Origin of the sequence: Leisingera coralii, from assembly GCF_049056525.1 — a bacterium.
Classification (GTDB): domain Bacteria; phylum Pseudomonadota; class Alphaproteobacteria; order Rhodobacterales; family Rhodobacteraceae; genus Leisingera; species Leisingera coralii.
This window is the reverse complement of sequence record NZ_JBHUPT010000024.1, coordinates 26,035-45,498: the sequence shown is the minus strand read 5'-3', so window position 1 is coordinate 45,498 and position 19,464 is coordinate 26,035. Positions and strand designations below refer to the sequence as shown.

The window sequence follows — 19,464 nt, the reverse complement described above, 5'->3', positions numbered from 1 at the left end:
TCCCCCTAAGCACTTTTTAGACTTTAACTGGTTAATCCTTCGAGCTTTGACCTAAGGGAAACCATACTCAAGTTCTGTGCCGTTGCCAACGCTTCCGCTTCCAGTTGAAACGCCAGCTCGGCACTGCTTGGGCCGCCCTTGCGTCTCAGTGCGGATGCATACGCGGCCTTGCTGTGCGCAATCCACGGCGGTGATTTCATGCGCGTATCGATATCAATGGACTTTAGGAACATCTTCTCGGCCTTGTCCCAATCCCTCAGCAATGCTGCCAGACTGCCAAGGCGCCGTGCGGCCGCACCTGCGCAAACCGTGGTTGCTCCGGCGGTAATCGTCAGGTCCTCGTAAGGCGCAAGCAAGTTGTAGAGGGTCCGGGCGTGCTCCAGGTGCTCAACCGCGACGCAGATTTCGGCAAGGTAGGACAATGTCGTTGTGTACATTGCGTCCGGCGGGAGATCGAAACCGTTTTCCGCGACTTCATTCAGGATACGCTCGGCCGCTTCCTTGTATCCCAGCTCTGCAGCAATAAGGCCGAACCCCGGTTTCCAGGCCACGTCTTCGGGGCTTTCGGTCATCAGCCCCTTGATCACGGGGGCGACCTCATGCAGGCGGTTTTGCTCGCGCCGGATCGTGAACATCTGAACGCCAAAGACACCTTCCACATGCCGCCCATGGGTCTTCCGGCCGACTTTCACCGCTTCGGTGGCATGCTGTTCAGCCTGTTCGAATTCCCCATCCATAATCGCGACCATGGCGCGCGCGTGCTTCTGGACCCAATACAGCTGCAGATGGTTGTCTTTCTTTGAAATCTCGGTCAGCAGGTCGAGAGAGTGATCCATCAATTGACGGTCTGCCATTTCAGCCCCGACAAACAAGCTGAGCGTCCGGTCCCGTCCCTGATCAATGCTGCCAAGCTTCTCTGCGACCCGGTGCATCGCATCCAGGTTTTCACGCCAATTGCGCGCCTCGCTTTCTTTTCTGGCGACAAATGGGGCTCCGAAATGCATCATCATGACGGAAAACTGAGATTTGTAGTCACCCAGTTTGGCGGCCAGTTCCATTGCCTGCCGGCCGTACCGTGAACCTTCAGCAAACTGGCCGACGAACATGTGCGCGCGTGCAAGCTGGCTCATCAATCTGCACCGGCGAACTTCGTCGTTTTGCGGCAGATCCTTCAGCGCTTCACGGCAAAGCTCGATTGCCACGCCGTGCCGCTCGCCCGACATCATGCAAGAGTCCGCAAAGTGATGTGCTGCATCGGCAGCGAGTTCCACATTGCAGATACCCCAGGCTGCGTCGGAGGCTTCTTTCAGGATCGCGATCCCCTCTGGCAACTGGCCCAGGCTATCGTGGCTTCGTCCCACCAGGATCATGCCCTTGATCTTCTCAATGCCGGTCTCGGATCCAAGTTTTTCTGCGGCTTTAAGCGTTTCCCCGGCGTTGGCCATTGCCTCCTGGCTTGCTGATCGGGCCAGCGCCATTTCAGTCGCAGACTGCCATTTCTCGAACGCTGCCCGCCAGTCTTCAGCTTCTGACAGATGACGGGCGGCCAGCTCAGGCCGGCGTTCAATCTCCGCAGACCGCAATTGCATCAGGGCACGCGCCACATCCGCATGCTGTTGTCTGCGGGTAGAGCCCAGCATGGACTGGTAGGCCGTATCGCGAATGAGAGCATGGCGGAAGACAAAGTGCCCGCGGTTGTGCCCGCTTTCAAAAATCAATCCTGTTCGGGACAACTCTTCCAAATGAGCCTGAAGGTCGGCATTGGCAATGCCCATTGCCGCACAAAGTACATTCGGCTCGAATTCACGGCCGATGACAGAAGCAGTCAGCGCGACCTGTTTGGCGTCAGCCGAAACCGCGTCAAGGCGCGCCATCAACGTCCCCTTCAACGAAGACGGTATATGGTCTTGCCCTTGCTCACCGGCCTCAACAATCGCCCGCGTAAGCTCCTCCACGAACAAAGGAATACCGTCCGTCTTCTCAATGATCGTGGCGATCAGCCCGCCGTCGGGCGTCTTCCCGGTGATATTGCGAACCAGGTTTGAGACATGGGTGGAATCAAAGCGGCGCAGCTGCAGAGTTTGAACATGCGCGTCGCCATCGTCGCGTGCCAGTTCCCAGCCGGGTCTGTGGGTGATCAAAACCATCAAGGGCAGATCGGCGCAAATAGCTTTGAAGCGGTCCAAAAGCGCTTGCGTGGAAGGGTCGATCCAATGCGCGTCCTCGACACACAGAATGACCGGGCGCACGCTTGACCGCACCTGCACAGTGTGGATCAAAGTTTGAATCGTGATGTCGCGCTGCTCCTGCGGCGACATGTCGAGCACCTTCCGGGCGAGGGCGCTTCGTGGCGCAACCAGCGCTGCAAAAACTGGCAGAACCTGTTCCCAATCCAGCCCTTTGCGGCCTTCCAGCATCTTCCTCACGTGTTCCAGGATTTGGTCATCATCAAAGCCGGGCTCAACGCCCGCGTCCTGAGAAATTCTGTGGGTGACCGGATGGAACGGGCTGCTGGAAAGATACGGGGAGCAGTTCAGTCTTATGACGTCGGCTTGGCCTGATGCGGTTGTTTCGGCGAGAAATTCTTCGGTCAGCCGCGACTTTCCGATCCCCGCCTCACCGGCCAGCAGAACAACCTCCCCATGGCCTTTCTGAGCTCTTTGCCACGCGTGCAGCAGGATACCCTTTTCGAAATCCCGGCCAATCATGGCACTGCCGCTGCCGTCTCCATGAGACGCACGGAACCGGCTTTCCGCTCTGCGTTCGGATACCGCCTGAAGCAAGGTTCGCGGGTCTTCGAATCCTTTCAGGCTGACTTTCCCGAGAGGTGCAAACTCAAATATCCGATGCAAAGCTGCCTCGGTTTCTTCGGCTGTCAAGACAACCATGTCCGGCTTGGCGTGCTCTTGGATCCGTGCCGCAAGATTGACGATCGGGCCGGTCATGGCCCCCTCTTCGTAGGTGTTTTTGCCAATCGTGTCACCGACCACAACGTCACCGCTCGCAATGCCCAACCTGGCCGATAAACGCTCGCCGTCAGGGGTTTTGAGCTCCTTGACACGGCGGATAGATTCAAGGCCGGCCTTTACAGCCCGGATCGCGTGATCCTCATAGGCGGTCGGCCAGCCGAAAAATACGAGGAGGCCATCGCCAAGGTACTTCGCAACGTATCCGCCATACCTGCTCACGGCGCCTGCGACGGCATCCTGGTAATCTTGCAGAAGCCCCCGCATGTCTTCAGGGTCAAACCGGTTGGTCAGCTCTGTCGAGCCAACCAGATCAGCGAACAAAACTGTCAAGTGGCGCCGCTCAGCAATTCCCGCCGGGACAGTTTTTCTTGCCGCTGGAACCTCGCTTTGCGGAACCTGGGCGGCAGGCCCTTGACCGTTTTCACCGGCCGGCTGGCCCGCTGGCTGGATTGATCGAGAGAAAGGCTGTCCGCTGGCCAGCTTCTGCACGGCTGTCAGAATTATTCTGCGATGGCCAAGGCTGACCCCGAGTTCCTTGAGGTCGTCATTGGTCAGTAACGGCAGGACACGCGCATCGACATCATTTTCAGCGAAAGCATCAGCATACTGACCCAGCCCGAGACTGTTCAACCATTTGTCTATCTCGATTGTCATGACTGGATCATGCGGAGATACTGGAAGCTGATCAAGGAAACACTAGGCAGATGGCTCTGCTCCGGAACATTGCACCGGTTTGATTGAGAGATTTCCGGCTACGACAGGCCATCCGGGCAGGAACCAGCGAATTGTTTTGCGGTGCCGGGTTTTGCCGAGTCAATTTGTGCCGGGGCTGTCAAACCTGCTCTCGAAGCCATTTTGAGAAAAGCCTGACGGAACGTCTTTGCTCTCCTTTCCGCGTGTGGATGTAGAACACCCCGGCCTTTTCCTCCGGGAACAATTCGGCCAGTTCGCCGGATCGAAGTTCGTCCTGCACCCATTGGCGGGCGGTGTAGGTAACCCCATCACTTCTCTTGACCGTATCCATGATAAGATTTCCCGGCATCTGGGAAATCATAAGCGGACGGTCAGGTTTCACCCCGTGACGCGCAAACCACTCAGGCACTTCGCTGGTGCCAAGCTCCATCAGCCACGGCAAGTGCATGAGGTCGGCGGGCTCCAAATCGCTGACCTCGCCCACAAGGCCGGGCGTGCCGACGACCGCAAGGTCGAGGACAATGAGAACATCGGCGTTCTTCGGCAAGTTCTCAGTGCGGCTGTACCGGATCGCCACATCCATCCCGTCCTTGTCCAGATCAACGATCTTGCCGCTGGGATTGAGAAGCAGGGTTATGTCGGGATGGCGGGACTGGAAGTCACTCAGCCGCGGCATAAGCCACTTGACCGCAAAGACTGGAGACATCGTGACACGCAGGGGGCGGGCCTGCTGAAGGGTGGACAGTGATGCGACCCCACGACCGATCCGGCTGAACCCGGCCTCGAGATCACGCGCCAGCATCCGGCCCTCATCCGTGAGGGAAATGCCACGGCCTGAACGAGTGGCCAAGGACGAGCCAAAGAAATCTTCCAAGGCTCTAACCTGCTGCATGACGGCGGCATGGGTGACGTTCAACATCTTGCCGGCCTTGGTGTAGGAGCCGGTCTCGGCCAGCACCGAGAACGCCCTGAGCGCGTTAAGGGAGGGGAGAGACCGCCAGTCCATATGTTAGATCATCTTATGTTCTGAATAAATTCCTGAGTCGCATTTCCTGTGCACTGCGTCAATAATATGAAATGGCGCAGGCACGCCTCCAAGTCATGATGTAAGAAAAAATCAGAGGAGGAATGAAGGATGGCAGAGAATGAACCCCTTCACGAAGGAGGATGCCGGTGTGGAGCTGTCCGCTACAGGATGACAGGGCGCCATACATATTCCGGGGTATGTCACTGCGATGACTGCCGTCGCGCAACGGGTGGCGCCTACGTTCCCTGGTTCGGGTCTGACCCGGCAAACTTCGCCGTAACCAAGGGGGCTATCAGCGAATACGAGTCCTCCCCTGGTATCTTGCGGGGCTTCTGCGGCACTTGCGGATCTCCCCTGACATTCCGGGGGGAAGGCTGGAATGACGTGGCGATTACAATCGCGTCACTCGACGATCCCAACTCCATCGTGCCGGAATCGAATGTCTTCCTGAAAGAACGCCTGCACTGGGTCAAGTTCAACGAAGACATGCGCAACTACGACGGATTTCCCGAATAGTTCCAAGGAGGAAAACCATGACGAGGGCTTATTCATATGCATGCCGTGATTGCGAAGGCATGGAAGCTTGTCCTGCCAGCGTCACAGCGGAAACCAAAGGCGAAGTCTGGCAGCTGATGGGCCTCCATGCCCGGATTGCCCACGGCGAAAATCCCGATGACTGGGACAAAGAGACCCGCGACTACCTCGATACGCTGATCCGCGAAGTCGGCGTGTAGTTCTCAGCTCACTCCAGGGTGATCCCGGATTGATCCGGATTGGGGTTACGCCAACCTTCTCGAGCCAGCCCCGGGCCGCCCGGGACGCAAACTCCGGGCCGTTGCCGCTGCGGACGAACCCGGGCTTTCCGTGGCGCTGGAACAGGCGGCAGAGGACCTCCAGAACCTCTTCGGACCCCATCCTGGTGCGGACCGCTACTGCGAGCGCCCGGCGGGTGTATTCGTCCAGAACCGTCAGCATCTTGCAGCTCCGTCCATTGCCGAGCCCGTCGTGAACGAAGTCCACGCACCAGACGTGATTGGGGTGGCAGACGATTGGCTGGCCTGGTGAAGTTGCACCGCGGCGGTGACCGGCAGGCCAGGGCCGGCCCGGCCCGGCAGGCTGCACAGTGAAGCACGGCTTTACAAAGGTCACTTTCGGCCCCCCCCGAAATCAATGGTGCTTTGGTGACCGATGAAGGGGGATAGGATCAGTCCGGCAGCGGCCAACTTTTTTTGTTGCGCACCACTTTGATCCAATCTAATGAGAGCGCGACCAGTGAGACGTACCTTTGGAACGGTTGGTTATGATGTTCCAGGATGCGTTTTAACTTTTGACGCTGAACGATGCGAAAAGCTTGGATCCGAACCCGATCAGGTCCGCCCGGAGCATCCAGTGAGGCAGAGAAAGTGCCCCTATAGCTCAGCTGGTAGAGCAACTGATTTGTAGCGTCGCCTCGGGCGCCAATTCCGAGGCATTGTTGCAGCCCTCAATGGAAACGTTGAGGTGAACTGGTGTCAAATTCGGGGAAACCTGAGCAGGTAAGGCTGCTGGCAATCCCGAGCGAAGCTTTCCGGGGCAACCTGGATTGAACGTGTAGAGACTTGACGGCACCCGCCTACAGCCCCGCAGGGCCATGGCGAAGAGAAAGTCCAGACCACAAAGCGCCAAGTGCGTGGCGGCGAAAGTCGTAGTGGTATGAATCAGTAGGTCCGCGGTTCGAGTCCGTGTGGGGGCACCATCACCTCAGCTAAAGCATTGGCTTTGCTCCAGATTTTTTTACACGCACCAGGGGCAGTGGACCCACTTGCCGGTAGTCGCCTTTGCGAAAGATGGCGTCTTCTGTTCCAGCAGTTGCCCCCCGAAAGCCCTAGTAGAGCAGAGTCGGCCGCCCCTGCCCGCCACAACTGCCCAGACCGACGGCAATACAGCCCGCTTGCCTTGCGGCAATTGCCGGCCGCATGCAGCGGAACAAAACTCCGCCCGCCCCGCGTCCGCTGCGGCATTGCCGCGATTGCCTTCTGCACCCAGCCATGCTGTTGTGCGCGCGAAACAGAAGACCTTTTCAGGGAGACCCACTGATGACCGACGCCCCGTCCTATGGTTTTGACACTTTGCAGATCCACGCCGGCGCCAAGCCGGACCCGGCCACCGGCGCGCGGCAGACGCCGATCTATCAGACCACCGCATATGTCTTCCGCGATGCCGAGCACGCCGCGGCGCTGTTCAACCTGCAGGAAGTCGGCTTCATCTACTCGCGCCTGACCAACCCCACGGTTGCAGTGCTGCAGGAACGGCTGGCGACGCTGGAGGGCGGCGTTGGCGCGGTCTGCTGCTCCTCCGGCCACGCGGCGCAGATCATGGCGCTGTTCCCGCTGATGGGACCGGGCTGCAATGTGGTGGCCTCCACCCGGCTGTATGGCGGCACCGTCACCCAGTTCAGCCAGACCATCAAGCGCTTCGGCTGGTCGGCGAAATTCGTCGACACCGACGATCTGGACGCGGTGAAGGCGGCGATCGACGAGAACACCCGTGCGGTGTTCTGCGAATCCATCGCCAACCCGGGCGGCTATGTCACCGACATCCGGGCGCTGGCCGATATCACCGATGGCGCCGGCATCCCGCTGATCGTTGACAATACCTCTGCCACCCCCTACCTGTGCCGCCCGATCGAGCAGGGCGCGACGCTGGTGGTGCATTCGACCACCAAGTACCTGACCGGCAACGGCACCGTGACCGGCGGCTGCGTGATCGACAGCGGTAAGTTCGACTGGTCGGGCAACGGCAAGTTCCCCTCGCTGTCCGAGCCGGAGCCCGCCTATCACGGGCTCAAGTTCCACGAGACCTTCGGCCCGCTGGCCTATACCTTCCACGGCATCGCCATCGGCCTGCGCGACCTGGGGATGACGATGAACCCGCAGGCAGCGCATTACACGCTGATGGGTGTTGAAACCTTGTCCCTGCGGATGCAGCGCCATTGCGAGAACGCCCGCAAGGTGGCTGAATGGCTCGAGAACGATGACCGGATCGACTATGTGACCTATGCCGGCCTGCCGTCGTCGCCGTATTACGAGCGCGCGCAGCAGCATTACCCCAAGGGTACCGGCGGGCTGTTCACCTTTGCGGTCAAGGGCGGCTACGAGGCCTGCATCAAGCTGGTGGACTCGCTGGAGATCTTCAGCCACGTCGCCAACCTCGGCGACACCCGTTCGCTGATCATCCACTCGGCCTCCACCACCCACCGGCAACTGACGCCGGAGCAGCAGGAAGCGGCGGGTGCCAGCCCCAATGTGGTGCGCGTTTCCATCGGCATCGAGGATGCGGACGACCTGATCCGTGATCTGGACCAGGCGCTGGCCAAGGCCTGCGGCTAAGCCCAGGGCTCACCCGCAAAAAAGATAGGCCGGGCGTCCTGCCCGGCCTTTTTACTATTCGGCTTGCGCGCCGCCGGGAACGGCCATGTCGAACACCACCGAGACGTTATGCGTGAAAGTCAGCTCCCCGGCCTCGACCGGCATCGCGTCGCTGCGGGCCATTTCCATCGCCATCATCGGACGGCCACCGCCGCTGCCGTGCTCGGTGATCGAGCGCACCGGGCCCAGCTCCATGCCCGCTGCCTCGGCCAGCTGCTGCGCCTTGCGGATGGCATCCTTGACCGCCTCGCCGCGGATCCGGTCGGCGACCGCTGACGGGTCCTCCACGCCAAAGCTCAGGCCCTGGAACCGATTGGCACCGGCATTCAGCACCGCATCAAGCACCGGCCCCAAGCGGTCCAGATCCCGCACCCGCACCATCAGCGTGTTCGAGGCCTGGAAGCCGGTGATCTCGCGTCGGCCGCCACTGTCGTAGGAGCGGTCCTGCGACCAGACCGGGTGCATCGCGATCTGCCGGGTTTGCATGTCCGCGCCGGCAATGCCGCTCTCCTTGAGGCGCGCGATCACCGCGCCCATCGCCTCGGAGACTGCCGCCATGGCGGCTGCGGCTTCCTCCGCCTCCTCGGTCACGCCCAGGGTGATGGCCGCCAGTTCCGGCGCCATCTGCAGCGTGCTTTCGCCATTGACCGTGATCTGCCGCGGTGCAGCGGCCTCGCTTGCGGCAGCAGCGCCTGCGCTCATCGACAGCATCAGTGCGGCGGCCAGAAGTTTCCTTGCTTTCATCCTCAAAAGCTCCTTTTTCGAATGCCTTCTAGATGGGGACGGCAAACTGCCGCCCGCAAGCCCCGGCAGAAGTCTTTTCCTTTAACTCGGCAATCTCCTGCTTTAAGGTCCGCGGCAAAACTCCGGGCGCGTCGGGCGGCCCCGGGCAGTATGGATTTGGATGGTTTGACCCAAGGCATGAAACCGGCTTTCGCTCTTTCGCTCTCCGCTGATGGTATTGCGCTTCTCTATCGCGCCGGCGACGGCTGGCGGAGCGTGGGCAGCACCCCGTTCGACGCTGAGGATCTGCCCGCCGCGCTGGCGGAGATGCGCGCCGATGCGCTGCGGCTGTCGCCGGAGGGCGTGTTCAGCAAGCTGATCCTGCCAAATGACCAGATCCGCTACCTGACGGTCGAGACCGGTGAGTTGGCCCCGGAGGACCGGATTGCCGCCGCAAGGGCCGCGCTGCAAGGGGCAACGCCCTATGCGGTGGACGAGCTGGCCTTTGACATCAGCGCCGACGGCAGCCGCACCCATATCGCCGCCGTCGCGCTGGAAACGCTGGACGAGGCAGAGACTTTTGCGGTGGAGCATGGGTTCGGCCCGGTCAGCTTTGTCGCGGCGCCGGAAGACAGCGGTTTCCAGGGCGAGCCCTTCTTTGGCACCACCCGCGCGATCCGCGGCACCGAGGTGGAGCCCGACAGCAGCGTGGTCAAAGTTGCGGGCCCGGCCGAGCTGCCGGACCCGGCGGCCGCGAAACGCACCGAAGACAGCACTCCCGAGCCGGAGGATGATACCCCGGCGCCGACCAAGGAACCCGCCGCGCAGCCAGCGGAGCAACAACGGCCCGCACCGCAAACAGCAAGTTCCAAGCCGGAAGCTGACGCGGACGCCCCCCAGCCCTCCGAAACACCCGCGCCGGAACCGGTCGCGGCGCAAGGCGGCACTCCGGAACAGACCCTGGCGAAAGCTGCGACAGCAAAGGCACCGGCCAGCCTGCCGCCTGCCCCGCCGCCCGCCAAGGCCGCGGACGCGCCTGCGCAGGACATCAACGGGTTTTCCAGCATCCGGAGCAAGGCCGCCGCTGCCGCAAACTCCTCTGCCCCGCCTGCCCCGGCACCGGCCCCCGCGCCGCTGGCCAAGCAAGCCCCGGTGCCGCTCGCGGCCGGACGCCAGACGGCCCCGGCGCCGGCGGCGGCGAAACCGCTGGGGGCTGCGCTTGCGGCCAAGCCTGCAGGGCAGGCTGAGACCGCCGCGCCCGGTCCGAAAATACCCCCCGCGCCTGCTGCGCTGCGCGAGGCTGCCCCGGCACCTGCCGCACCGCCCAAGGCCGCCTCGGATGCCCCTGCCACCAAAGGCAAACCGCGCTACCTCGGGCTGATCCTGACCGCCATCCTGCTGCTGTTCATGGCCACTGTCGCAGTCTGGGCGGTCTTCGGTGGCGGCGGCTTCCTTTCGGAAACGCCGGCAGAAGACAGCAGCCTCTCCCCTGCCCCCGGCAGCAGCCAGGCGGAGGACCCCGAGAGCCAGACCGGAACGCCCGCCGTGGTGCCTCAGCCCGGGACCGGCGAAGATGCCCCCGCCATCGCCCCGCAGGTGAGCGTGCTGGCCGATCAGCCCGACCCCGGCGTGCAGGACGCGGCGGCAGATGAAGCGCCTGCTGATGACGTCCTGGCGGACTTGCAGGACGCCGTCCAAGACCCTTCTGCCGAAGACGAAGCCGCCGCAGACGGCGCGGACCTGCCGGAGGACGGCACCGATACCGCCTTCCTGGACACGGAGGCGCTGGAGCCCGGCGAGGAGCTGACCGCACCGGCTGAGGCGGAGGCCTCGCACGACGAGCCGCTGGATGAGCTGGCGCAGGCCGCGCGTTATGCTGCAACCGGGGTCTGGCCGGTGGCGCCGGATCTGGGAGCTTCCCCAGCCGCGCCGCACCTCGACGAGCTGTATACCGCGTCCATTGACCAGCCCGATATCGCGGCGGATGCAGTGGCCCTGCCGCAGCCGCAGACCTTTGCCGGGGATGATGAACCCGGTGCCGTCGCCTCTCCCGCCGCAGCAGGCGAAGCGTTTGACCTGGATGAGCGCGGCCTGGTCAAGGCCACGCCCGGCGGCACGCTGAACCCCGATGGCATCACGGTTTACCTAGGCCGTCCGAAGAAGGTGCCGCCGCGCGCGCCGGAGCGCAGCGACCCGGCCGCCGAAGCGCTGGCCGAGGAAGTGGCCCGCAACCAGGTGCTGGCGCGCAAACGGCCCAAGGCGCGGCCCGCGGATCTGGAGGAACAGGTCGAGCGCGCCCAGCTAGGCGGCCTCAGCCGCGCCGAGCTCGCCTCGCTGCGCCCGCGCCAGCGCCCGGCCAGCCTGAAACCGGCAGAGGAAGAGCAGCTGCCCGCCACCGCCCTGGCGATCGCCGCCTCGGTGGTGCCCCGCGAACGGCCCGCGAATTTCGCCAACCTGGTCGACCGCGCCCGCCGCAACGCCCAGAACCAGGTGCAGACCGCCGCCGCCGTGCCGGCTGCTGCTGCGGCCGCCCCGCCGAGCATCCCGACCACCGCGTCGGTTGCCCGCCGCGCCACTGTCACCAACGCCATCAACCTGCGCAAGCTGAACCTGATCGGCGTCTATGGCACCGCGTCCGACCGCCGCGCGCTGGTCCGGCTGCCGTCGGGCCGCTACAAGAAGGTGCAGGTCGGAGACCGCATCGACGGCGGCCGGGTGATCGCGATTGGTGAAGGCCAGCTGCAGTACCAGAAAGGCGGCCGCAACCGCACCCTGGAGATGCCGGACGGCTAAGTGCCCGGGCTGGAAAGCGTCTCGCCTTCTGCCCTCTCCCCGGATCAGCAAGCCGTAACCGCCACGGCTCCCTGCTGGCGGCCCGGCTTTTCCGCTTGGGCTGATAGGGCTGATTTATACCCCGACGCCGGGTCCGGACATGAAAAAGGCCGGGCCCGCAGTGCGGACCCGGCCAGGTCTCTCATTTACCAGCCGTTACTCGGCGGCCTGGATCTCGCCGTTTTCGATCTGCTCGCGCTCGATCGATTCAAACAGCGCCTTGAAGTTGCCTTCGCCAAAGCCGTCGTCGCCCTTGCGCTGGATGAACTCGAAGAAGATCGGCCCGATCACGGTCTTCGAGAAGATCTGCAGCAGGATCTTGGTTTCGCCGCCGTCGACCACGCCTTCGCCGTCGATCAGGATGCCGTGCTTCTTCATCCGGTCCAGCGGCTCTTCGTGGCCCTGCACCCGGTCGTGGCTCAGGTCGTAATAGGTCTCCGGGGGCGCCGGCATGAACTTGATGCCGCGCTCCGAGATCTCGTCGGTCGAGTCATAGATGTTCTCGGTGCCGACGGCGATGTGCTGGATGCCCTCGCCCTTGTACTTCTTCAGGTAGGAGACGATCTGGCCGGTCTCGCCGCGGTCCTCGTTGATCGGGATGCGGATGCGGCCGCAGGGCGAGGTCAGCGCGCGGCTCAGCAGGCCGGTGTATTTACCTTCAATGTCAAAGAAACGGATCTCCTTGAAGTTGAACAGCTCCCCGTAGAACTTGAACCACTTGTCCATGTTGCCCTTGTAGACATTGTGGGTCAGGTGATCGAGGTAGTAGAAGCCGACGCCGCGCGGCTTGGACTGCTTCAGCCACTCGAATTCCTCGTTGTAGGGCGAGGTGTCGTAATACTGGTCGATGAAGTAGATCAGCGAGCCGCCGATGCCCTTGATCGCGGGCACGTCCATGGTCTTGTCGTCGCCTTCGTAGGCTTCGGCGCCCTTGGCGACGGCATGCTCGAACGCCTTCTGCGCATCCGCCACGCGCCAGCCCATCGACGGGGCGCAAGGGCCATGCTCTGCGACGAATTTCTCGGCAAAGCTGCCGGCCTCGGCGTTCAGGATGTAGGTGATGTCGCCCTGCTGCCACAGCTCGACGCCGGGCTTCTGCTTGTGGCGGCCGACCAGCTCATAACCCATCTGGGTGAACAGGTCCCGCAGTTCCTGCGGTTCGGGGCTGGCAAATTCAACGAATTCAAAGCCATCGGTGCCAGCCGGGTTCTCCGGCGTGATCTCGGATTTCGGGGCGTTATGCGGGAACGGGCCCATTGCGCGTCTCCTTCATCTGGTGTGGGGACAGGATCAAATCTTGTCCTAAGAATACCGCTTTTCCGATACAGGTTTTCCGCATAGTTTCGCGCGCACTGGTTGATATGCGCGGCATTTTCACGGAAAGTGACGAAAACGCGGAGAATTCACGCATGCTCGACCCGACGGATACGAAACTGCTCGCAGCATTGCAGAAGGACGCGCATCTGACCGCGCAGCAGCAGGGCGAATTGCTGAACCTGTCGCCCAGCCAAGCCGGGCGGCGGCGCCAGCGGCTGGAGGCGGAAGGCTATATCGAGGGCTATTCGGCCCGGCTCAACCCGGCGAAGCTGGGGCTGGCGGTACAGGGCTTCGTGCAGGTGCACCTGGGCAGCCACGGCCCCGAACAGTCCAAGGGATTCGCCCGGTTGGTGGCCAGCCAGCCGCAGATCACCTCGGCCTGGACGATGACCGGAGAGGCGGATTACCTGCTGCGCGTCTACTGTGCCGACCTGCAGGCGCTGAACACGCTGATTCACGAGATTCTGCTGCCGCATCCCGGCGTGTCCCGGGTCCAGAGCCAGATCGTAATGGCACAATTAAAACGCGATGCGCCGCTGCCGACTTAACCAACCGGGAAGGATTTCAACGTAGACAGGCGGGAATGAAATCCGAAATCAGAAGTGGAAATTTCCGTGTCTTTTGTTGACCGCCGTGTTGAAACGCGCCCGACGAGCGGCGAGGCACCCTTTGGCCTCAATGAAGTGTTCTTTTCCAGGACTGACAGCCGCGGCGTGATCCAGGCGGGCAACTACGTGTTCCGCCGCGTCGGCGCCTACCCCTGGGAAGAGCTGATCGGCGCGCCGCACAAGGTGATCCGCCACCCGGACATGCCCAAGGGCGTGTTTTCGCTGTTCTGGGACACGCTCAAACGCGGCGAATGCATGGGCGCCTATGTCAAGAACAAGTCCAAGGACGGGCTGTACTACTGGGTGTTCGCCGTGGTGGTCCCCTGCCAGGACGGCTATCTCTCCGCCCGGATCAAGCCCAGCAGCAAGCTGTTCGACGAGGTGCGCGCCTTCTATACCCGGATGCTCAAGCGCGAGAAGGAGCAGGGCGTCAAGCCGGAGGAAAGCGCTCAGTACCTGCTCGACTGGCTGGGCAGCCACGGCTACGAGGACTACCACCAGTTTGCCGCCCACGCGCTGAGCCAGGAGCTGATTGCGCGCGACACCGGCCTGGGCAACCAGCCGCATGCGCGCATCCGGGAGCTGACCGGCATGCTGCGCAACGCCGAAACCCTGGTGGAGGAGACCGAGGGGCTGATCGCCGATTTCGACGCCATGCACACGATCCCGCATAACCTGCGGGTGCTGGCCTCTCGGATCGAGCCTTCGGGCGGGCCGGTCACCGTGCTGTCGCAGAACTACGGCTCGATGTCGCGGGAAATGTCGGACTGGTTCGCCGCGCATGTGATGGGCAAGAACAGCAATTTCGCCAAGATCAAATCCTCCGTGAACGACAGCCTGTTTGTCGAGGGCATGGCGCGGATCCTGATCGAATGCGACAACCAGCTGCAAGAGGAACGCCGCGACCTGGGCAGCGCCGACATGGAATCCGAACGCCAGATCCTCGGCGACCTGGTAAAGGACCAGGTCAAGCGCGCCCAGGACGGCATGAAGGAAGTCGACCAGGAGGCCGAACGCATCACCAGCGCCTGCCAGATCATGCACCGGCATTTCCTCGGCCTCAGCTCGACCCGGGTGCTGCTCAAGATCGAAAGCGCCCGGCTGACCGATTCCGGCGAAACCCTGGCCGATATCATCGACCAGCTCGGCGGCTTCCAGGAGCGGATCTCGCGAAGGCTGGACCGGATCGGCAAGCTCAGCGAAGAAATCCGCCTGCTCGAACAATAATTCCGCTGCGCCTGCCCCCGGCAGGCGCTGATTTGCCGTAACAGCGCGCCGCAGCCGGCAAAGCCATTGCCAAGGTACCGGCGCGCTTGCGATACCTTCTGTATGGAAGAGTTTTTTTACCAGGCAACCGTTTATCTGGCGGCCGCTGTCATCGCGGTGCCGCTGGCCGCACGTCTCGGCCTTGGGTCGGTGCTCGGCTATCTGGCGGCGGGCATTGCCATTGGCCCGGTGCTGGGCCTGACCGGCACCGAAACCGAGGATCTGCGCCATTTTGCCGAATTCGGCGTGGTCATGATGCTGTTCCTGATCGGGCTGGAGCTGGAGCCGCGCACGCTGTGGGCAATGCGCCACAAGCTGCTGGGGCTAGGCGGCATGCAGATTTCATTGTCCACCCTTGCCCTGATGGGCGCGGCGATGGCGATGGGCCAGCCCTGGCATGTCAGCCTGGCCATCGGCCTGGCGCTGTCGCTCTCCTCCACCGCAATCGTGCTGCAAACCCTGTCGGAAAAGGGCCTGATGCGGACCGGCGGCGGCCGCTCGGCTTTTTCGGTGCTGCTGACCCAGGACATCGCGGTGATCCCGATCCTGGCCTTCCTGCCGCTGCTCGGCTCTTATGCGATCCCCCAGTTTGCCAGCGATGGCTCCATCAGCCTCGACGGCGATGGCCACGGCGCGGGCCACGGATCGCTGTCGCTGGTCGACGGGCTGCCCGGCTGGGCGGTGGCGCTGGTCACCCTGGCCGCCATCGCCTTCATCATCCTGGCAGGCATCTACCTGACCCGGCCGCTGTTCCGCTTCATCCACGCTTCCAACCTGCGCGAGATGTACACCGCACTGGCGCTGATGATCGTGGTCGGCATCTCCTTCCTGATGACGCTGGTCGGCCTGTCGCCTGCACTCGGCGCCTTCTTGGCGGGTGTGGTTCTGGCCAACTCGGAATTCCGGCATGAGCTGGAAAGCGACCTCAACCCCTTCAAGGGGCTGTTGCTGGGGCTGTTCTTCATCACCGTCGGCGCGGGCATCAACTACCGCCAGTTCCTGGCTGATCCCGGCGACCTGATCGGCCTGGCGGCGCTGGTGATCTTTGCCAAGGGGGCGGTGCTGTTTGCGGTCGGCCGCGCCTTTGGCCTGCGCCGCCGCGGGCTGTGGCTGTTCACCCTCAGCCTGGCCCAGGCCGGGGAATTCGGCTTTGTGCTGCTCGCCTTCTCGCGCCAGCTGAACGTCATTCCGGCGGCGCTGTCGGAAAAGCTGCTGCTGGTGATTGCCCTGTCGATGCTGATCACGCCGCTGCTGTTCATCCTTTATGATTTCCTGTCCAAGCGGATGGCCGACGCCCGCCAGGAGCACGAGCCGGACGAGATCGACGAGGAAGGCCCGGTCATCATCGCGGGCATTGGCCGCTTCGGCCAGATCGTCAACCGGCTGGTGCAGGCCAGCGGCTTCAAGACCGTGGTGCTGGACCACGATATGGAAGCGGTGCAGCTGATGCGCCGCTTCGGGGTCAAGAGCTTCCTCGGCGACCCGACCCGGCCGGAGCTTCTGAAGGCGGCCGGGATCGCCAAGGCCAAGGTCTTTGTGGTGGCGCTGGACGACCCCGAAGGAGTGGTCAAGATGGTGTCTCATGTGCGCCGCGCCTATCCGGACCTGCACATCATTGCCCGCGCCAAGGACCGCAACCACGTTTATGAGCTGTACCAGGCCGGCGCCGACGACATCGTGCGCGAGCTGTTCGACAGCTCGGTGCGGGCGGGCCGCTACGTGCTGGAAAACGTCGGCCTCAGCGAATACGAGGCGGCACAGGCGGCGCAGACTTTCTACAATCACGACCGCCAGAACCTGCGCGACCTGGCCGAGCACTGGATCCCCGGTACCCCGGCCAGCCAGAACCCCGCCTATATCGAACGGGCGCGGGAGCTGGAAAAAGCCATCGAAAGCGCGATTTTCGAAATGGCGGAGCGCAAGCGGAAGAAATCCTCCGAGGCGGCAGAATGAAAAAGCCCCGGCACAGGCCGGGGCTTTGTTATTTCGGGGCCAGAGGTGCGGTCAGCCGTCTGTAACCCCCGCCTCGGTAAAGGTCGCCATGCCGCTGTGGCAGGCAATCGCGCCTTTCAGCACCTGGATCGCCAGCGCCGCACCGGAAGCCTCGCCCAGCCGCAGGCCCAGCGACAGCAGCGGCTGCTTACCCAGTTTCTCCAGCAGCACCGGATGGGCGCCCTCGGCGCTCTGGTGGCCTGCCAGCGTGTGGTCCAGCGCCCCGTCTGCGGTCTGCAGCAGGCAGGCGGCAGCGGCGCAGCAGATGAACCCGTCCAGGATCACCGGAATACGCAGCACCCGGGCCGCGGCAATGGCGCCGGCCATGGCGGCAATCTCGCGCCCGCCAAGGCAGGCCAGCGCATCCAGCCCGTCCCGGATGGCGTCTTTGTGCAGTGCCACGCCTTCGGCCACCACCCGGGTCTTGTTGGCAAGGCCTGCATCATCCACGCCGGTGCCGCGGCCGGTCCAGTCTGCCGCCTCGCCGCCGAACAGTGCGCAGGCCAGGGCCGCTGCCGGGGTGGTGTTGCCGATGCCCATCTCGCCGACCACCAGCAGGTCAGCGCTGGGATCGACGGCACCCCAGCCGGCCTGCAGCGCCGCCAGCAGCTCATCGCTGCTCATCGCTGCGCCTTGGGTGAAATCACCGGTCGGGCGGTCCAGCTCCAGGGCGAGCACATCCATGCGCGCACCTGCCAGTTTGGCCAGCTGGTTGATCGCGGCGCCGCCGTGTTCGAAGTTGATCACCATCTGGGCGGTGACCTCCGGCGGGAAGGCCGAAACCCCCTGAGCCGTCACCCCGTGATTGCCGGCAAAGACGATCACCTGCGGTGCGGCGATTTCAGGCCGGTCGCTGCCGCGCCAGCCGCCGTACCAGACCGCCAGATCCTCCAGCCGCCCCAGCGCGCCCGGCGGTTTGGTCAGCTGGCTGTTGCGCGCGGCCGCCCCCTGCAGGGCGGACTGGTCCTGGGCCGGCGCAGCGGCCAGTGCGGCGCGGAAATCATCAAGGGAGGAAAGCTGTGGCAGCATGTGAAAGCCTCGTTGCATCTGAGCGGGTGACGCGGATAAAGCGGTTGGCAATCTGTTTAACCGCTGGCGGCAGTGCCGCAAGCCCCGCAATAGGCCCGTAAATGCGAAAAAACGACATCCAGGCAAAAGACGCCTTGCTGGCGCTGGTGCTGCTGACCCGGCTGCCGCTGCCGCATCTGCCCGCCGCGGCGTTCCAGCGCCAGGCCAAGGCGGTCTGGGCGTTTCCGCTGGCCGGGCTGGCGGTTGCCCTGCCCGCGGCGCTGCTGGCCGCGCTGGCGCTGGCGGCGGGCCTGCCTGCCACGGTGGCCGCGGGTCTGGCGCTGGCAGTCCAGGTGATGCTGACCGGCGCCATGCACGAGGACGGGCTGGCCGATAGCGCCGACGGGTTATGGGGCGGCTTCAGACGCGAACGGCGGCTGGAGATCATGAAGGACAGCCGCATCGGCGCCTATGGGGTAATCGCGCTGATCCTGGGGTTCGGCCTGCGCTGGTCCGCCTTGGCGGCCTTGCTGCAGATTGCCGGCCCCTGGCCGCTGCTGGCGCTGGCGATGATGAGCCGGGCGGTGATGCCCGCACTGATGGCGGCACTGCCCAACGCGCGCTCCGCCGGGCTGTCGCAGACCGTGGGCCGGCCCCGCGCCCTGCCCTGCGGGCTGGCGGCAGGGCTGGCAGTTCTACTGTCCTTGCCGCTGATTGGACCGGCAGCCATTGGAGCCGCGCTTGCAATGGGCGCAGCCGCCCTGGGCCTGGGCGCGCTTGCCAAGGCCAAGATCGGCGGCCAGACCGGCGACATCCTCGGCGCTTCGCAGCAAGTGGCGGAGATCGCAGGGCTTCTCACCCTGCTCGCCATCTGCAGCTGAGCCGGCCCGGGCATGAAAAAGGGCCGCGCCCTCGCAGGCACGGCCCCTGATTTCCGTGATCCGCCGGATCAGGCAGCGCGGGAGGTCAGCACCTCATCCACCTGCTTGGCAGCAGCAATCTCATCATTGCCGGAGACAGCAGCCACTTCGCGGGTCAGACGCTCCAGCGCGGCTTCATACAGCTGGCGCTCGGAGTAGCTCTGCTCGCGCTGGTCGTCGGTGCGGTGCAGGTCGCGGACCACTTCGGCGATCGAGATCAGGTCGCCGGAGTTGATCTTCTGCTCATACTCCTGGGCACGGCGCGACCACATGGCGCGCTTCACCTTGGCCTTGCCCTTGAGCGTCTTCATCGCCTGCTCGATCACATCCGGCGAGCTCAGCGAACGCATCCCCACTTCGGTCGCCTTGTTGGTCGGCACCCGCAGGGTCATCTTGTCCTTTTCAAAGGTGATCACGAAAAGCTCCAGCGCAAAGCCGGCCACTTCCTGCTCCTCGATCGAGATGATCTGGCCAACGCCATGCGCCGGGTAAACCACGTAATCATTGGGGCGGAATTCGAGCTTCTTCGACTTGGTCATACAGGTTTTTCCTCACTCACAGCCGGGCGGCACCGGCATTTTCGCGAAAAAGCGCCCGGTTCCGGCCAGTTCATCTTGACCAGTCCCCGGGACATTTTCTCCGCAGAAATACCGCCCAAAGTGCGCACCGCTTCAGGCGTGCGCCGGGGGCGGACTCCGATTG

Annotated in this window: 14 protein-coding genes and 1 pseudogene; 8 read left to right on the top strand and 7 right to left on the bottom strand. The window is 63.5% G+C overall.

What is annotated here, in order from left to right; all coding sequences use genetic code 11:
* Nucleotides 1-23: 23 nt before the first annotated feature.
* Together ACFMBG_RS10040 and ACFMBG_RS10035 are read right to left on the bottom strand one after the other, a co-directional pair.
* Nucleotides 24-3,623 carry an adenylate/guanylate cyclase domain-containing protein gene (locus ACFMBG_RS10040; RefSeq protein ID WP_421054558.1) on the bottom strand — a complete coding sequence of 1,200 codons (3,600 nt, stop codon included), beginning with the start codon at nt 3,621-3,623 and terminating at the stop codon, nt 24-26.
* Nucleotides 3,624-3,801: 178 nt separating this feature from the next.
* Entirely contained in the window at nt 3,802-4,668 is an 867-nt protein-coding gene (locus ACFMBG_RS10035; protein ID WP_421054557.1) for a LysR family transcriptional regulator, read from the bottom strand.
* 129 nt (nt 4,669-4,797) lie between these two features.
* Here ACFMBG_RS10035 and ACFMBG_RS10030 point away from each other — a divergent pair, with 129 nt between their 5' ends.
* Both ACFMBG_RS10030 and ACFMBG_RS24175 read left to right on the top strand, forming a co-directional pair.
* The gene (locus ACFMBG_RS10030; RefSeq protein WP_421054556.1) at nt 4,798-5,205 is read left to right on the top strand and encodes a GFA family protein; all 408 of its coding nucleotides are present in this window, start codon (nt 4,798-4,800) and stop codon (nt 5,203-5,205) included.
* 59 nt (nt 5,206-5,264) lie between these two features.
* Nucleotides 5,265-5,423, top strand: a complete 159-nt coding sequence (locus ACFMBG_RS24175) for a DUF1059 domain-containing protein (protein ID WP_476703266.1) — start codon at nt 5,265-5,267, stop codon at nt 5,421-5,423.
* Between the two features lie 28 nt (nt 5,424-5,451).
* Here the strand turns inward: ACFMBG_RS24175 and ACFMBG_RS10020 are convergent.
* Nucleotides 5,452-5,811: pseudogene (locus ACFMBG_RS10020) on the bottom strand (DDE-type integrase/transposase/recombinase); the annotation flags it as partial.
* A 953-nt stretch (nt 5,812-6,764) separates the two neighbouring features.
* On the opposite strand from ACFMBG_RS10020, the gene ACFMBG_RS10015 reads away from it, so the two are divergent.
* On the top strand, nt 6,765-8,057 hold the full coding sequence (locus ACFMBG_RS10015) for an O-acetylhomoserine aminocarboxypropyltransferase/cysteine synthase family protein (protein ID WP_421054555.1): 1,293 nt from the start codon (nt 6,765-6,767) through the stop codon (nt 8,055-8,057).
* A gap of 54 nt (nt 8,058-8,111) precedes the next feature.
* On the opposite strand, the gene ACFMBG_RS10010 is transcribed toward ACFMBG_RS10015, so the two are convergent.
* Nucleotides 8,112-8,840, bottom strand: a complete 729-nt coding sequence (locus tag ACFMBG_RS10010; RefSeq protein WP_421054554.1) for an SIMPL domain-containing protein — start codon at nt 8,838-8,840, stop codon at nt 8,112-8,114.
* 177 nt (nt 8,841-9,017) lie between these two features.
* On the opposite strand from ACFMBG_RS10010, the gene ACFMBG_RS10005 reads away from it, so the two are divergent.
* On the top strand, nt 9,018-11,612 hold the full coding sequence (locus ACFMBG_RS10005; RefSeq protein ID WP_421054553.1) for a hypothetical protein: 2,595 nt from the start codon (nt 9,018-9,020) through the stop codon (nt 11,610-11,612).
* A 195-nt stretch (nt 11,613-11,807) separates the two neighbouring features.
* Here the strand turns inward: ACFMBG_RS10005 and hppD are convergent, their stop codons facing one another.
* Complete coding sequence (hppD, locus tag ACFMBG_RS10000) at nt 11,808-12,908, bottom strand: 4-hydroxyphenylpyruvate dioxygenase (RefSeq protein WP_421054552.1); 1,101 nt, start codon at nt 12,906-12,908, stop codon at nt 11,808-11,810.
* Between the two features lie 152 nt (nt 12,909-13,060).
* Between hppD and ACFMBG_RS09995 the strand changes: the two genes are divergently transcribed.
* The 3 genes from ACFMBG_RS09995 (at nt 13,061) to ACFMBG_RS09985 (ending at nt 16,795) form a co-directional block, all read left to right on the top strand.
* Nucleotides 13,061-13,516, top strand: a complete 456-nt coding sequence (locus ACFMBG_RS09995; RefSeq protein ID WP_421054551.1) for an Lrp/AsnC family transcriptional regulator — start codon at nt 13,061-13,063, stop codon at nt 13,514-13,516.
* 66 nt (nt 13,517-13,582) lie between these two features.
* Nucleotides 13,583-14,803, top strand: a complete 1,221-nt coding sequence (locus ACFMBG_RS09990; protein ID WP_421054550.1) for a PAS domain-containing protein — start codon at nt 13,583-13,585, stop codon at nt 14,801-14,803.
* Nucleotides 14,804-14,905: 102 nt separating this feature from the next.
* Entirely contained in the window at nt 14,906-16,795 is a 1,890-nt protein-coding gene (locus tag ACFMBG_RS09985; RefSeq protein WP_421054549.1) for a monovalent cation:proton antiporter-2 (CPA2) family protein, read from the top strand.
* Between the two features lie 51 nt (nt 16,796-16,846).
* Here the strand turns inward: ACFMBG_RS09985 and cobT are convergent, their stop codons facing one another.
* Complete coding sequence (gene cobT / locus ACFMBG_RS09980; RefSeq protein ID WP_421054548.1) at nt 16,847-17,863, bottom strand: nicotinate-nucleotide--dimethylbenzimidazole phosphoribosyltransferase; 1,017 nt, start codon at nt 17,861-17,863, stop codon at nt 16,847-16,849.
* Nucleotides 17,864-17,964: 101 nt separating this feature from the next.
* Between cobT and cobS the strand changes: the two genes are divergently transcribed.
* Complete coding sequence (gene cobS / locus ACFMBG_RS09975) at nt 17,965-18,723, top strand: adenosylcobinamide-GDP ribazoletransferase (protein ID WP_421054547.1); 759 nt, start codon at nt 17,965-17,967, stop codon at nt 18,721-18,723.
* A gap of 68 nt (nt 18,724-18,791) precedes the next feature.
* Here cobS and ACFMBG_RS09970 read toward each other — a convergent pair whose 3' ends face one another.
* Entirely contained in the window at nt 18,792-19,301 is a 510-nt protein-coding gene (locus ACFMBG_RS09970; protein WP_027236940.1) for a CarD family transcriptional regulator, read from the bottom strand.
* Between the last annotated feature and the right edge of the window lie 163 nt (nt 19,302-19,464).